This window comes from Sphingomonas naphthae (assembly GCF_028607085.1).
In the GTDB taxonomy this organism is placed as follows: domain Bacteria; phylum Pseudomonadota; class Alphaproteobacteria; order Sphingomonadales; family Sphingomonadaceae; genus Sphingomonas_Q; species Sphingomonas_Q naphthae.
Window position 1 is genome coordinate 69,558 of the sequence record NZ_CP117412.1, and the last position, 14,922, is coordinate 84,479.

General features: G+C 62.8%; 15 protein-coding genes and 1 pseudogene. 6 read left to right on the forward strand and 10 right to left on the reverse strand.

Annotated features, from left to right (window positions below):
- Window positions 1–49: 49 nt before the first annotated feature.
- Window positions 50–880 (reverse strand): aldo/keto reductase, encoded by an 831-nt coding sequence (locus tag PQ455_RS19280; protein WP_273691838.1) that lies wholly within the window; start codon window positions 878–880, stop codon window positions 50–52.
- 75 nt (window positions 881–955) lie between these two features.
- Complete coding sequence (locus tag PQ455_RS19285; protein ID WP_273691840.1) at window positions 956–1,534, reverse strand: TetR/AcrR family transcriptional regulator; 579 nt, start codon at window positions 1,532–1,534, stop codon at window positions 956–958.
- A 138-nt stretch (window positions 1,535–1,672) separates the two neighbouring features.
- Between PQ455_RS19285 and PQ455_RS19290 the strand changes: the two genes are divergently transcribed.
- The 4 genes from PQ455_RS19290 (at window position 1,673) to PQ455_RS19305 (ending at window position 7,540) form a co-directional block, all read left to right on the forward strand.
- Window positions 1,673–2,662: a zinc-dependent alcohol dehydrogenase family protein gene (locus PQ455_RS19290; protein ID WP_273691841.1), complete on the forward strand. Its 990-nt coding sequence runs from the start codon at window positions 1,673–1,675 to the stop codon at window positions 2,660–2,662.
- Window positions 2,663–2,868: 206 nt separating this feature from the next.
- Complete coding sequence (locus PQ455_RS19295) at window positions 2,869–3,159, forward strand: metal/formaldehyde-sensitive transcriptional repressor (protein ID WP_273691843.1); 291 nt, start codon at window positions 2,869–2,871, stop codon at window positions 3,157–3,159.
- Between the two features lie 215 nt (window positions 3,160–3,374).
- Window positions 3,375–4,484, forward strand: a complete 1,110-nt coding sequence (locus PQ455_RS19300) for an S-(hydroxymethyl)glutathione dehydrogenase/class III alcohol dehydrogenase (protein WP_273691845.1) — start codon at window positions 3,375–3,377, stop codon at window positions 4,482–4,484.
- 410 nt (window positions 4,485–4,894) lie between these two features.
- Window positions 4,895–7,540: an excinuclease ABC subunit UvrA gene (locus tag PQ455_RS19305; protein WP_420542881.1), complete on the forward strand. Its 2,646-nt coding sequence runs from the start codon at window positions 4,895–4,897 to the stop codon at window positions 7,538–7,540.
- Between the two features lie 257 nt (window positions 7,541–7,797).
- Here the strand turns inward: PQ455_RS19305 and PQ455_RS19310 are convergent, their stop codons facing one another.
- The 8 genes from PQ455_RS19310 to PQ455_RS19345 all read right to left on the reverse strand — a co-directional run bounded on the left by PQ455_RS19310 (window position 7,798) and on the right by PQ455_RS19345 (window position 12,916).
- Complete coding sequence (locus PQ455_RS19310) at window positions 7,798–8,367, reverse strand: type 1 glutamine amidotransferase domain-containing protein (RefSeq protein ID WP_273691847.1); 570 nt, start codon at window positions 8,365–8,367, stop codon at window positions 7,798–7,800.
- Between the two features lie 31 nt (window positions 8,368–8,398).
- On the reverse strand, window positions 8,399–9,538 hold the full coding sequence (locus tag PQ455_RS19315) for a glutathione-independent formaldehyde dehydrogenase (protein ID WP_273691849.1): 1,140 nt from the start codon (window positions 9,536–9,538) through the stop codon (window positions 8,399–8,401).
- Between the two features lie 335 nt (window positions 9,539–9,873).
- The gene (locus PQ455_RS19320) at window positions 9,874–10,293 is read right to left on the reverse strand and encodes a GlcG/HbpS family heme-binding protein (RefSeq protein WP_273691852.1); all 420 of its coding nucleotides are present in this window, start codon (window positions 10,291–10,293) and stop codon (window positions 9,874–9,876) included.
- Window positions 10,294–10,402: 109 nt separating this feature from the next.
- The gene (locus tag PQ455_RS19325) at window positions 10,403–10,696 is read right to left on the reverse strand and encodes a putative quinol monooxygenase (protein ID WP_273691854.1); all 294 of its coding nucleotides are present in this window, start codon (window positions 10,694–10,696) and stop codon (window positions 10,403–10,405) included.
- Window positions 10,697–10,807: 111 nt separating this feature from the next.
- The gene (locus PQ455_RS19330) at window positions 10,808–11,548 is read right to left on the reverse strand and encodes an SDR family oxidoreductase (RefSeq protein WP_273691856.1); all 741 of its coding nucleotides are present in this window, start codon (window positions 11,546–11,548) and stop codon (window positions 10,808–10,810) included.
- A gap of 18 nt (window positions 11,549–11,566) precedes the next feature.
- Window positions 11,567–11,743 carry a hypothetical protein gene (locus PQ455_RS19335; protein ID WP_273691858.1) on the reverse strand — a complete coding sequence of 59 codons (177 nt, stop codon included), beginning with the start codon at window positions 11,741–11,743 and terminating at the stop codon, window positions 11,567–11,569.
- 10 nt (window positions 11,744–11,753) lie between these two features.
- Window positions 11,754–12,050, reverse strand: a complete 297-nt coding sequence (locus PQ455_RS19340; protein WP_273691860.1) for a putative quinol monooxygenase — start codon at window positions 12,048–12,050, stop codon at window positions 11,754–11,756.
- Between the two features lie 71 nt (window positions 12,051–12,121).
- Complete coding sequence (locus PQ455_RS19345) at window positions 12,122–12,916, reverse strand: type 1 glutamine amidotransferase domain-containing protein (protein ID WP_273691861.1); 795 nt, start codon at window positions 12,914–12,916, stop codon at window positions 12,122–12,124.
- A 113-nt stretch (window positions 12,917–13,029) separates the two neighbouring features.
- Here PQ455_RS19345 and PQ455_RS19350 point away from each other — a divergent pair, with 113 nt between their 5' ends.
- Both PQ455_RS19350 and PQ455_RS19355 read left to right on the forward strand, forming a co-directional pair.
- Entirely contained in the window at window positions 13,030–13,965 is a 936-nt protein-coding gene (locus tag PQ455_RS19350; RefSeq protein ID WP_273691862.1) for a LysR family transcriptional regulator, read from the forward strand.
- A gap of 84 nt (window positions 13,966–14,049) precedes the next feature.
- Window positions 14,050–14,829 (forward strand): annotated as a pseudogene (locus PQ455_RS19355) (zinc-binding alcohol dehydrogenase family protein); the annotation flags it as partial.
- Window positions 14,830–14,922: the final 93 nt, after the last annotated feature.

The window sequence follows — 14,922 nt, forward strand, 5'->3', positions numbered from 1 at the left end:
GATCCGACTCGCGTTCGGTTGCTTCGAGAGAGGGTATTGCCATCTGACGCTACAGCATTTCGAGTGGGCGACGGACCGCTGGCCGGGGAAATGCCGCATCGAGTGTCGCAAGGTCGGCGTCGGAGAGTACGATATCTGCGGCCGCACGGTTCTCCCGCACATGTGCAATCGAACTCGCTTTCGGGATGGCGATGAGGCCATCGTGGCGCAACGTCCAGGCAAGTGCGACCTGTGCAGGGGTTGCGCCAACCTGGGCCGATACTTTGTCGAGGGCGGGATGGCTTGAGAGGCGTCCCTGCTCGACGGGACTATACGCCATCACTGGCACTTTGTGCTGGGTGAGCCACGGCAACAGGTCCAACTCAGGGCCTCGACGGACGAGATTGTAGAGGATCTGATCGGTTACGCAGCCATCCCCGCCGGCAGCGACAAGCTCGTCCATATCGTCGGTATCGAGGTTGCTGACACCCCAATGCCGAATCTTTCCTGCCGATTTCAGCGCCTCCATTGCCTCTATCGTCTCAGCGAGCGGCACTGATCCCCGCCAGTGGAGCAGGTAGAGGTCGAGCCGATCGGTGCCGAGCCGCTTCAGACTCGCCTCGCACGCACCGGCAAGGCGGGAGCGCGATGCATTCTGTGGATACGCCTTGCTGACGAGGAATAACTGGTCGCGGCGGTCGCCGAGCGCTTCGCAGATCAGCGTTTCCGCCGCACCATCGCCGTACATTTCAGCGGTATCGACGAGCGTCATGCCCAACTCGACACCGGCGCGCAGCGCAGCGATCTCATCGGATCGCCGCTCGGCACGTTCGCCCATCTTCCAGGTGCCTTGACCCATTGAAGGAACCACTTCCCCGCCGGGCAATGTCACGTGTTTCATGTGCTTTCGTCCTATGAGATGAGTTCGACTGTTCGGTCGCGGGAGGCGGATTGGCAGATGACCACCATGTAACGATCATATCGCGGCCGGCCATCGATCGAGTGTCATTTTGGCGATGGAGAGCAGTTCGTTGATCGTAGCGCCGTCGCGCGCCTGAACGGACATGCCTTCCATGACCGTATTGATGAATTTGCCTAGCACGGCCGGATCGGTGTTTTCCGCAAGCTCGCCCTGCGCGGCGCCGCGTTGCAGACGCTCGATCAGGAGGGCCTCCGCCGCAATACGCTTGTCGCGCAGCAGGCATTCGATGGCGGCGGACGCCGGCGAAACGGCTGCCGCTGCCGAATACATGAAGCAGCCGGCCGGCGTTCCAGGTTCCGAGAATGATGACGCCGCTCGTTCAAGCAGGCCTTTGACGGCCTCGTAGGTGGACAACGCCGGATCGTTGATGGGTGCATAGAGGTGGACGCTGAACGTCGCGGCGTAGCGCTCGATCACCGCCGCAAACAGCCCCGCCTTGTTGTCAAACGCTGCATAGAGACTGGCGGCGGCGACGCCAGTCTCCGCCACCAGATCGGCCATCGATGTCGCCTCGTAGCCGCGCTGCCAGAACAGCCGCACCGCCTTGTCGAGCGCAGCGTCAGTGTCGAACACACGAGGGCGACCTGCGCGGCGACGGGCTTTCGTCTCTGTCATCTCTGGTGCACGATATGGAACGATCGATAAATAATATCTTGAAACGGGTGGTCTTCTCCCTTACAGAACGATCATTCAATAATCAAGGATTTTCCAATGAGCCGCATCGTCCGTATCCACGAATATGGCGACGCCAGCGTCCTCAGGATTGAAGATGTGGCCGTCCCCGCGCCCGCGGCCGACGAAGTGCAGATCGCGGTGAAGGCGATAGGCATAAACCGCGCCGAGGTGATGTTCCGCAACCATGCCTACCTTCAGGAAGCCGAGTTCCCGAGCCGCCTTGGCTATGAGGCTGCCGGCACTGTCGTTACGGTCGGTGCGGACGTGACCGGGTTTGCGGAAGGCGAAGCCGTCAGCGTCATCCCCCCGCTCGATATCGCGCGCTGGGGCACTTATGGCGAGGTCGCCAACGTGCCCGCCCGCCTTGTCGTCAAGCATCCGGCGGCGCTGTCGTTCGAGGAAGCGGCGGCCGTGTGGATGCAGTATGTCACCGCCTGGGGTGCGCTGGTGGAGCAGGCAAAACTCGGCAAGGGCGATTTCGTCATCGTCACTGCTGCCTCCAGCAGCGTCGGCCTTGCTGCCTTCCAGATTGCGCGGATGGTCGGCGCGACGGTAATCGCGACGACGCGTACCGGCGCCAAGCGCCAGGCCCTGATCGATGCCGGTGCACATCATGTCGTCGCGACCGGGGAAGAGGATCTTGTAGCGAGGGTGATGGAGATAACCGATGGTCAGGGTGCGCGCGTGGTGCTCGATCCGGTCGGAGGCCCGTCGTTCGAGCCGCTGACCGAGAGCATGGCACGCGGCGGCATCCTGCTCGAATATGGCGCGCTCAGTGGCGAACCGACGCCGTTCCCGTTGTTCTCCGTGCTGGGCAAGAGCCTCACGCTCAAGGGGTATCTCTACAGCGAGATCGTCTCGGACGATGCCGCCCTCGATCGCGCCAAGGCGTTCATCGTGGCGGGTCTGGAATCGGGCGCGCTCAAGCCGCGGATCGCGCGCACTTTCCCGCTCGACGCCATCCAGGACGCTCACCGCTTCCTCGAATCGAACGACCAGATCGGCAAGGTCGTCGTTACGGTCTGACCGGCATACCGGGGGGGGGTGAGCGATCGCTCCCCCCCCCTTCCCCGACGGAGGATCGGACCCTCGGCGCCCATGCCAAGGCTGCACGTGGCGCAGGCTTGAGAGCATGACCGGAACCTCGCCCGATCAGAAAAACGCCCGGCTCTGTGCAGGATTGAAACTCCCCCCCTGTATAGTATGCTGGAGCGATTTCTCGGGAAAACGCTATGCCACATTCATCAGAGGACAAGAAGCGAGCCATCACACGCTTGCGGCGTATCAAGGGTCAGGCGGACGCTCTGGAACGCGCGATCGAAGCGGGGGCCGATTGCGCTCCCCTGCTGCAGCAAATTGTCGCCATGCGTGGTGCGACAAATGGACTGATGGCAGAAGTGATGGAGAGTCACCTCAGGGAAACATTCGGTGCGGGCGCAGATCGGGCCGGCGGAGGCGCAGGTGGCGATCACGATGACGGCGTGGAGGGCGTAATGAAGATTCTGCGTACTTATCTTAAATGACAATTTCAGGCTCATTTCCTTGCCCGTGTTCTCCCGCACTTAGAAGCCAGCCCCTGCTGCCTTCTCTGGTTTGAGATCCTCGTTAGGACACCTCTTGCATACTGGCAGGGAGTATGATAAAGATACTCCCTGCCAGTATGAGAATGTCGACGAATTTGCGCTGACGCAACGGCCTCGCACCAGCAATCGGTTTAACTCAACGAGGGTATCCCAACATGAAATCTCGCGCCGCTGTAGCCTTCGAGGCGGGCAAGCCACTCGAAATCGTCGAGATCGATGTCGCCCCACCCCGGAAAGGCGAAGTCCTCATACGGGTGACGCACACCGGTGTGTGCCACACCGACGCGTACACGCTGGCGGGGAGTGATCCGGAGGGTGTTTTCCCGGTGGTTCTGGGCCACGAGGGCGCGGGCATCGTTATCGAGGTCGGTGAAGGCGTCACCAGCGTCGGACCGGGCGATCACGTGATTCCGCTCTACACCGCCGAATGCGGCAAGTGCGACTTCTGCCTGTCGGGCAAGACCAACCTGTGCGTCGCTGTCCGCGAAACGCAGGGCAAGGGCTTGATGCCCGATGGGACCACGCGCTTTTCGTACAATGGTCAGCCCCTCTATCATTACATGGGCTGTTCAACCTTCAGTGAATATACTGTCGTCGCCGAAGTCTCGCTCGCTAAGATCAATCCCGAGGCAAACCCCGAGCATGTCTGCCTGCTCGGCTGCGGCGTCACGACCGGCATCGGCGCAGTCCACAATACCGCCAAGGTCCAGCCCGGAGACTCGGTCGCCGTGTTCGGCCTCGGCGGCATCGGCCTCGCGGCGATTCAGGGTGCGCGCCAGGCGAAGGCGGGTCGCATCATCGCCATCGACACCAATCCGTCCAAGTTCGAGCTGGCACGCCAGTTCGGTGCGACCGAGTGCATCAACCCCAAGGACCATGACAAGCCCATCCAGCAAGTGCTGATCGAGAAGACGGGCTGGGGCATCGATCATACCTTCGAGTGCATCGGCAACGTCCACGTCATGCGCGCCGCGCTTGAATCAGCGCACCGTGGCTGGGGTCAGTCGATCGTGATTGGCGTTGCCGGCGCGGGCGAGGAAATCTCCACCCGCCCATTCCAGCTCGTCACGGGCCGCGTATGGAAGGGGTCCGCTTTCGGTGGCGTCAAGGGACGGACACAGCTCCCCGGCATGGTCGAGGATGCGATGAGAGGCGATATCGATCTGGCCCCATTCGTAACCCACACGATGGGTTTGGAGGAGATCAACGAGGCCTTCGAACTGATGCACGAAGGCAAGTCGATCCGCACGGTCATTCACTACTGACCCGCCGATCCGAAGCGGCGCGAGGCGCTCGGATCGACAACTCGGCCGTCATCATGGCCGGGCCCCCGGCCATGATGAAGCGCGCTCTGGCAAATGGGCAACGCGTCGCGATGCGGTAACAAGCGCCGAAGTACGGTCGTTACATGCCGATAGCGGCACGGACCAGGGCCGCCCAGCCCAGGCGCTTACCAGCGGAGTGTGTGTGGCCTCGTCGCGCGACCCAACGGGAAAAATGGTTTTGTCGTAACCTTTGTCCAATACTGGAGAAATATTTCAAAGGTGCCGAACATCGGGCCAGACTGGCCGCTGGACGTATTGAGTCGGAAATGCATTCATCTGTTACCCGACTGTGATGAACCACGGGCCGCACCGGCGTATAGGGCAGGAAGACTGAATTGAAGAGCAAGGATATTCACGCGACGACGCCGGCCCCCGATCATGGGCATACGGGGCCGCCCGCTTGCGTGCAGGTTCGCGGCGCGCGCCAGAACAATCTCAAAAATGTCGACGTCGACGTACCGCGCGACGCCTTCGTGGTGTTCACCGGCATATCGGGCTCGGGCAAGTCATCGCTCGCGTTCGGCACCCTTTATGCCGAAGCCCAGCGGCGTTATCTGGAATCGGTTTCGCCCTATGCCCGCCGCCTGATCGACCAGGCCGGCGTTCCGGAAGTCGACGCGATCGACGGATTGCCGCCTGCGGTCGCGTTGCAGCAGCAGCGCGGCTCGGCCAACGCGCGATCCTCGGTCGGCAGCGTGACGACGCTCTCCAGCCTGGTGCGGATGCTCTATTCGCGCGTCGGCGAATATCCGCGCCATCAACCCATGCTCTATGCGGAGGATTTCTCCCCCAACACGGTCGCGGGGGCCTGCGCGACCTGCCACGGCATCGGCCGCGTATATGACGCGACCGAAGAGACGATGGTTCCTGACGACAGCCTCACCATTCGCGACCGGGCGATCGCCGCCTGGCCGACCGCCTGGCATGGGCAGAACCTGCGCGATATCCTCGTTTCGCTCGGCTATGACGTCGATACGCCGTGGCGCGACCTGCCGAAAAAGGATCGCGACTGGATCCTCTTCACTGAAGAGGCGCCGACGGTGCCGGTCTATGCGGGCCTGACGCCCGAACAGACCCGGACGGCGCTCAAGCGCCGCATGGAGCCAAGCTACCAGGGCACCTTCACCGGCGCGCGCCGCTATGTGCTGGAAACCTTCGCCAACACGAAAAGCGCGCTGATGAAGAAGCGCGTCTCGCAATACATCATCGGCCGCGATTGCCCGACCTGCGACGGCAAGCGGCTGAAGCGCGAAGCCCTGTCCGTGAAGTTCGCGGGCCTCGACATCGCCGAGTTCGGCGATCTGACGGTGATGAAACTCCGGGACTTGCTCACGCCCGTCGCGCATGGCGAATATGGGGGCGCCGCGGCGGTCCCGAAGGGCCATGTCCTCGGCAAGGCGGCCCGCGATGCGGCGGTCGAACGGCGGGTCGCGGCAGGAGGTTCGGCGCACAAGGCTGCGCCCGACGTGCGCCGCACGCCCAATCTTTCCGATGAAAAGCGGGTCGCCGCACAGCGTCTCGCCTGCGAATTGCTCGAACGGCTCGAGCCACTGATCGATCTTGGCCTTGGCTATATCTCGCTCGACCGCAGCACGCCGACGCTCTCCTCCGGGGAGCTGCAACGCCTGCGCCTCGCCACCCAATTGTCGTCGCAGCTTTTCGGCGTGGTCTATGTGCTGGACGAGCCCTCGGCGGGGCTGCACCCGGCAGACGGCGAAGCCCTGCTGACCCTCCTTCAGCGGCTGAAGGCGGCGGGCAACTCGCTGTTCGTCGTCGAACATGATCTCGACGTGATCCGCCGCGCGGAATGGCTCGTCGATGTCGGGCCAGGAGCCGGGGAAAAGGGCGGTGAAGTCCTCTACAGCGGGCCGATAGAGGGGCTTGCCGACGTCGAGAATTCGATCACCCGCCGCTACCTGTTCGCAGAGCCGCTCCGCAGTGAGCGCACACCGCGCGATCCCAAGGCATGGCTACGCCTGGAAGGGATCAGGCGGAACAATCTCCATGGTCTCGACGTGGAGTTTCCCATCGGCTGCTTCACCGCTGTCACCGGCGTTTCGGGATCGGGCAAATCCAGTCTTGTCAGTCAGGCGCTGCCCGAGCTCGTCACGGAACACCTCGGCGGCTCCCCCTTGGCCGAGGAGGAGGATATCGATCCGCTGCTCGATGTTGCGCAGAACGACACTGAAGGACGCATTGTCGCAGGCATGGAGCATGTTCGCAGGCTGGTGCGGGTCGATCAGAAACCGATCGGCCGCACGCCGCGCTCGAACCTATCCACCTACAGCGGCATGTTCGACCATGTGCGACGGATCTTCGCTGATACGCCGCTCGCCCGTCGGCGGCACTACAGCCCGGGAAGGTTCTCGTTCAACGTCGCGCAAGGCCGCTGCCCAGTGTGCGAGGGCGAGGGATACGTCATGGTGGAGCTGCTGTTCCTGCCGAGCGTTTTTGCCCCGTGCTCGACCTGTCATGGCTCTCGCTACAACCCGCAAACGCTCGAAGTCGAATGGAACGGGCGCAATATCGCCCAGGTGCTCGAACTGACGGTCGACGATGCGTGCGATTTCTTCGCTGGCGAGGCATCTGTGATGCGCTCTCTCAACGTGTTGCGGGAGATCGGTCTTGGCTATCTGCGGCTCGGTCAGCCGGCGACCGAGCTGTCTGGCGGGGAGGCGCAGCGCATCAAGCTGGCGACCGAACTGCAACGCGCTCAACGCGGCAACACGATCTACATCCTCGACGAGCCAACTTCGGGGCTTCACCCCTCCGATGGCGACCGGCTGATGCAACACCTGCACGGCCTCGCAGACGCCGGCAATACCGTCGTAGTCGTCGAACATGACATGCGCGCCATCACACAGGCGGACTGGATCATCGACCTGGGACCGGGGGCCGGCGAAGATGGAGGCCGTATCGTTGCCAGCGGCGTCCCTGGCGTCGTAGCGGAAGCGGAGGGCAGTCTCACCGCCCGCTATCTCAAGGCGGCGCTATAGGTCGTAAATCTGGCCGAACGCACATTCGATCAGGTGCATCTCGACCAGACGTTGGAATGGGTCGAAGCTGGAAGCGGGAGCCGGCGATGTGTCACCGCGGTTGACGCGGATTAGGGTTTGAGTGCCCGTCAGGTGCGCCGTGTTCGTGTGATACGCGGCGTGGCGGACGGCCAATCGCCGACCATCCGCCACGCTCGCTTTGTGCGGATCTTCCCCAGGGAGAGGGCCCTCACACGGTTTCGCCGAACCGCCTCGCCTTAATTCCCTCCTGCGGGCGCTGCACCGACACCTTCTGCGATTTCCTCAACGAGTTTGGCACAGAAGGCGGGCAGATCATTGGGATCGCGGCTGGTAACAAGGCCGTTGTCGACCACGACTTCCTCATTGGTCCATGCACCGCCGGCGTTCTCGATATCGACCTTCAGCGTCGGGTAGGACGTCAAGGTGCGACCCTCAAGCACTCCCGCCTCGATCAATGTCCATGGTGCGTGGCATATCGCCGCAACAGGTTTTTTCTGATCGAAGAAAGCCCGGATGAAACCAATTGCCTCGACGCTGCCGCGCAGCTTGTCGGCACCGACAGTCCCTCCGGGCACAACAAGTCCGTCGAAATCGTCGGCTTTGACCTCGGAAAACGTCTTGTCGATAGTATAGCTGCCGCCCTCGTCAAGATCGCTATTGACTGTGCGAGCCTTGCCCGGTTCAAAACTGACCACGGTCACTTTGCCACCAGCGTCCTCGACAGCTTGCTTGGGCTTCGAGAATTCTGGTTCTTCCGTCCCGCGGGGTGCGATCAGAATGGCAACCGATTTGCCTTCCAAAGTCATAATTTATTTCCTATTCCGTCGAAGGCTAAGGTCAGGTGCCCGGCTTGAGCACGACCTTCGTCCAGCCAGCATCGCGCCCGTCGAAATGCTTGTAGGCGTCTGGTGCCTGATCAAGCGGCAGTCGGTGCGAGATGATTTGGGCAGGATTGGCCCGGCCTTGCTCGATAAGCTTCATCAGTCGCCGGTTGTAGTGCTTTACATTGCACTGGCCGGTGCCGATCTTCTGGCCCTTGAACCAGAAGTTGCCGAAGTCGAACGCCATCTTTCCTTCCTTCTGGAGATCGTCGGGCGCGTTCGGGTCTTCCGGAATGAACACGCCGACGACGCCGATTCCGCCGGTGGCCTTCGTGCTTTTGACGAGGCAGTTCATCGTGTAATTGCTGCGCTCCTTGCCGTGGCGATCGCAACACTGATACCCGACCGCCTCGACCCCCCGGTCGGTCCCGAGGCCGCCGGTCGCGTCAAGAATCTGCCGGGCGGGATCGCCCTTGCGCATGTCGATCGGAATAGCGCCCATCGCCTCGGCCAGTTTCAGGCGGTCATCGTGAGAATCGACCACAAAGATCTGAGAGGCACCGCGAATTTCGGCTGAGTGCGCGGCCATCAAACCGACCGGACCGGCGCCGTAGATCGCGATGCTTTCGCCAGGCAGAAAACCCGACAGTTCGACGCCATGCCAACCGGTGGGGAAGATGTCGGAGAGCATGACATAGTCATCCTCCTTCTCCTCAGCGTCCTCAGGCAGCTTCAGGCAATTGAAGTCCGCATAAGGAACACGCATCAACTCGGCCTGACCACCTTGCCACGGACCCATCTCGGCAAAGCCATACGCTGCGCCGGCGGTTCCAGGGTTGGTCGTGAGGCAGAAACCCGTCAAACCGCGTTCGCAATTTTCGCAGAAACCGCAACCGACATTGAACGGCATGCACACGCGATCGCCCTTCTTGATACGATCTACGGCAGCGCCGACTTCGATGACCTCGCCAAGGTTTTCGTGACCGAAGACCCTGCCCTTCTCGAAGCTGGTACGGCCCTCATACATGTGAAGGTCCGACCCGCAGATATTGGTCGTGGTCAGCCGGATGATAACATCGGTCTGCTTTTCGATCTTGGGATCATCGATGGTATTGACAGAAACATCTTTGGGCCCGTTATACACGACAGCTTTCACGGATTTTTCCTTTCGCAGATCTTCTCAACGCGTCATCAAATCGAGAGCTTGCTGATGATCCCGGTCCGTCGCAGCGACGGAGGACATCGCGCCCCTCCAAGTGAGCTCAGTTTCCTGAACCTTCTGCCATCTGAGATGGTTCCTACCCGCAGGGCCGTCCCAGGATCGATTTACGGCGGTTTTCTGAATGACTGGGCCAGAACGGGCGAATAGCGCTCTAAACGGAGGCGGCCCGCGTCGCGCGAGAGGCGCGCCCGGCGCCCGAGCCCGCCGCTGTCGACTGGACCGCCGTCGACTGAGCCGGCGCCGCCGCGCCCGGCACCGTGCTCCAGGGCTCAGCCGCGCGCGAACGCCTGCGCCGCCGCCTCGGCCACGTCCTGGTCTTGCTTGCCAGTGCCGCCCGACACGCCCACCGCGCCGATCACCGTCTCGCCCTCCTTGATGGGCACGCCCCCGGCGAAGATCATCACCTTGCCGTCGTTGGAGGCATGGATGCCGTAGAAGTCGGCGCCCGGCTGGGCGAGCTTCGACAGCGCCTTGGTCTCGACGTCGAACGCGCGCGCCGTCCACGCCTTGCTTATGGCGATGTCGACGCTGCCGCGCCACGCATCGTCCATCCGCGCGAACGCCAGGAGGCAGCCGCCCGCGTCCACCACCGCGATGTTCGACGGGCTGCCGATCCGCTCGGCCTCCGCGATCCCCGCATCGATGATCGTCCGCGCGTCGTTCAGGTCTAGCGTCTGGGTGGTGCGCATGGAGTATCTCCTTGGCCAGTTCGTGGAAAACCGCTCAACGCACGCCGCCGCGCCGCCCCCCCCCCAACCCGGGCGATGAGAGCGACGCGCTGGGGTGCCGACCGCTCCGCTATTTCGCGGCCAGCAGGGTCAACTTGTGAATCTGCGGCGGTTCAGAAAACAGTTCTTCCGCCTTGTCCATCAGTGCGGCGGCAACCTTGCCGTCAAGATGGGCCTGGCGATCCTCCTCTGTGTCGAACGTATCGAAGATCGCGTACGCACCGGGACCTTCCTCGATCGCATACCAGGTCAGAGTGCCCGGCTCAGCTTGAACGAGCGGCAATGCCGAGGTCAGGAAATCGGCGACATCGCGCTCTTTTCCGGGCTTGGCCTTCAGTGGAACATACAGGGCAAGTTTGGGCATAAATCACTCCTCAAGTGAAACGGACAGATATTATTCGGCAAAGTAACGGACGAGCGGGCCGGTACGTTCCCGATGAGGCGGAGCGCATGCGGCCCCGCCTCCTCGTCGAAATCAGAACTGCTGTGCGGTCGGCCGGATGACGATCGCGTTGACGTCGACGTCATCAGGTTGTTCGACAGCGAACGCGATAGCACGCGCCACCGATGCCGCCGGGATGGCCTGCTTGTAGAAGTCCAGCACCGTCTCGGCAGCCGTACCCGAGGTCGTGAACTTCAGGTCGCTCTCGACGGCTCCGGGCTCGATCGACGTGACGCGGACCTTCTCGCCCACCTCGTGGCGAAGACCTTCGCTGATCGCGCTGACGGCGAACTTGGTGCCGGAATAGACCGTGCCGCCCGGGGCGAAGACCTTGATGCCGGCGACCGAACTCAGGTTGATGATGTGGCCGCTGCCCTGCTCGAGGAAGCCGGGAAGGGCCGCCGCGATGCCGTACAGCGTACCCTTCAGATTGACGTCGATCATCTGGTCCCACTCGTCGGTGTTGACCTCGGCCATCGGACGGATCGGCATCAGCCCGGCGTTGTTGATCAGCACGTCGAGGCGGCCGAAGTCGGCGATGATCGCGGCGACAACGGACTGGACCGCCGACTTGTCGGTGACGTCGAGCGCATAGGCGCGTGCCGTTCCGCCGTTCTCGGCGATCTGCGCGACGACCTCGTCGAGCTTGTCCTTGCGCCGTGCGGCAATGGCGACCTTCGCACCGCGTTCGGCGAGAAGACGCGCGGTCTCTGCGCCGATGCCGGTGCTCCCGCCGGTGATGAGAACAACCTTGCCTTCGATACCTTTGGTCATGACTGTGTTTCCTTCACTTCAGATGTTGATTTTTCGCTGGGTCGCGGCCCCGCGCCAGCGGTAGCCGCGTGGATGAACGAGGCCCATAAGGCCCGCGCGAAGCGCAGGTGCCGACAGGCCGATCATCCGCAGCTCCTCTATGTGGAACGGTTGTGCCAGCAGCGCCGACCCCACCCATTCTTTAAGCTTGCCCATGGCAGCACCCCTAGGTCGCGGAGACGGGGTTGAGGACGAACGCGCCGCGCTCGGCCAGATCGCCGATCTGAGAGAGGTAGTTTCGGAAGTGGGGCGTCGCGCGGTGGGCGGTAACCGCATCCGCGTCCACGTACAGCTCGTCGAGGACGAAGCGGTTCGGATCGCTCTGGTCCTGCCAGAGATCGTAGCGCAAATTGCCCGGCTCGGCACGGCTCGGCTTTAGCATGGCGTCGAGCAGGGCGCGCAGGCGGTCGACGGTGTCCGCACGGGCGGTGAGGACGGCGACGATCTTCACGTTGGAGGTCATGGTACCGTTCCTCATAATGGTTACATGCGAAGCGGGGCGCATCCTGAGCGCCCCGCCCGTCATCCTGGTACTCACGCAGCGGCGCGATCGAGGGCTTCGATCAACGCGTCGGCCATGGCCCGGTCCGACGCGGGATTCTGACCCGTGATCAATTCCCGGTCCACGACGACATTCGAAGCGAAGTTCTCGTCGGTGACAGAGACGTCGCCACCGGCCGACCGCAGCGCCTTTTCCATGTCGAAGTAGAGTTCGCCCTTCAGCACTTGCTCCTCGGCGATCTTTTCCTCGCTCGCCGAAAAGACGGTCATGCGGTAACCTGAGTAGATCCAGTCTCGCGCCAGGTCGGCCGCCCCGGCGTCATCGCCTTCCTCCAGCGCCTTGCGGAAGGCCGGAGCATCGTCGAGCGCAGAGATAACGGCCACCGGTCCGTGGCAGAGGAGCGCGGTCGGCTTGGCCGCCGTGTGGAAGTGACGGAGGATCGTGCCCGCATCGCGGTCCTGCATCAGATCGACGATGGGCGCGTGACCTCCCGGCACGAACACGCCAACGAAGCCGTCCAGACCCTCGTCGACGACCGATTTCAGGGTGCGGACGTCGTTCATGGCCGGGTGGCTGGCGAAGAAGTCCTTGGCGCGCTGGTATGCCGCCTCATCACCGCCGAAGTGGTCCTTCGTGTCGGAGCCGGCGTCGATGTGCGGCTTGGTCCCGTTGGGCGTAGCGATAACAATATCATAGCCGGCGTCGAGCAGTGCCAGCGCGGGGACTGCCGTCTCGTTGAGATACTGACCGACCGTTGCGGTACTGCCGCCACGCAGACCGAGCTGTGTCGCGTTCGATCCAAGAACGAGAACCTGACCCTTGCTCATCTGAACCTCCATGTTCGCGGCGCCCGTCGCCGATGGATGGGAAATGGGCCGCGTTGATATATTCTAGAAGTTTATCTTTTTGATGTCAGATATACGCCTGACAGGATGACTGCATGCGCTACGATCTGAACCTGCTGCCGATCTTTGTTGCGTTGATGGAGGAGCGCAGCGTCACGCGGGCCGCCGCGCGCATGGGCATGACACAGCCCGCCCTGTCTAATGCCCTATCGCGTCTACGACTGATGCTTCAGGACCAACTGTTCGTCCGCGAGCGCTACGGCATCCAGCCGACCCCGATCGCGCTTGAACTCTCACCGCTGATCGCCGAGGCACTCGCCCAGCTCGACGACGCGGTCCTCGGTCAGCAGGCCTTCGACCCCGCACAGGCCGAACGGCTCTTCACGATCGCGCCAAACGGCTATGTCGAGTTCGTCCTCGTCCCCGCTATTGTGGCGCGCCTCGAGAAGGTCGCCCCCGGCATAAAGCTTCGTCTGACGCCCTACGGGAACGATCTTGTGGAAACAGGCGTCGTGTCAGGCACGACGGCGCTCGTGCTGGGCCGCATCGTCGATCCGCCCGACAACCTCGTCGTCCAGCACCTGATGGACGAAGGGCTCGCCTGCGCCGTCCGTGCCGACCATCCGGGCGTCGGCGATGTCATGACGCGCGAGCAGTTCGAGACGATGAAGCATGTCAACATCGTGCCGCCCGGACGGATGCGCGCCGGGCTGTTCCAGGCGCTGGCGCAGCAGCAGCTGAAGCGCGACGTCGCAATCTCCGTGACAAACTTCTTCGCGGTAGCCGAGATGGTGGCCGTGACCGACTATTGCGCCACCTTGCCCTTGCTCATCTGCAGGCGACTGATGCACGACCCCCGGCTGAAGATCCTGCCGGCTCCGGTCGACCTTGGCAGCTTTCCCGTGGAAATGGCTTGGCACGTCCGCTATCGGCATGATCCCGCACACCGCTGGTTACGGGCGCTGATCGGCGCGGTCATCGCCGACCTCACGGGGAATACGGCAGCGGCAATCACGCCGTCGCCAGCCTGAGGACGATGTCGAACCGCGATGTCGCCTGTGCGTATCCCGTACGCGACAAAGTTCGCTATACAGCCCCTGACGGTAGGATTTATCATGCGCGGAATCGGCTACCAGCAGCCCGGAACGATCGATCGCACGGAAGCTCTCGTCGATATCGAACTTCCCGATCCCAACGCTACCGGCCGTGATCTCCTCGTCGAGGTCAAGGCTGTCTCGGTAAACCCGGTCGACACGAAGGTGCGCGCTGGCTCGGGTTCGATCCACGGTGATTGGCGTGTCCTGGGTTGGGATGCCGCCGGTGCCGTTCGCGCCGTTGGCCCTGAAGTGCGCGGCTTCGAACCGGGCGACGAGGTGTTCTACGCGGGCAGTATCGGCCGCGATGGGACCAACGCCGAGTTGCACCTGGTCGACGAGCGCATTGTCGCGAAGAAGCCGGCCAGCCTCGATTGGGCAGAGGCAGCGGCGTTGCCGCTGACGGCGATCACCGCGTGGGAGGCCCTCTTCGAGCGATTGTCCGTGCGTACTCCTGTAGCCGGTGCAGCACATGCGCTGTTGATTGTCGGGGGTGCCGGCGGGGTAGGCTCGATGGCGATCCAGCTTGCCCGTCAGGTTCCCGATCTCACCGTCATCGCAACGGCATCACGCCCCGAGACGCAAGCCTGGGTGCGTGAGCTCGGTGCGCATCATGTCATCGATCATCGCCAGCCGCTGGCTCGGCAAGTGGCGGATTTGGGCATCGGCGCGCCGGCTTTCATCTTCTCGGCCACGCACACCGACGAGCATATCGAGCAGATCGCCGAGCTGATCGCCCCGCAGGGACGTTTTGCGCTCATCGACGACCCCAAGACGCTCGATGTCGTACCGTTCAAACGTGTGGATCGGCGTGGAAAAAGGACCCCGGTAGCGGGGTGATCGGCGTCGAAAAGGGACCCCTCATCCCGGTGGTCTAGGCTGTTCGCTTGGCGG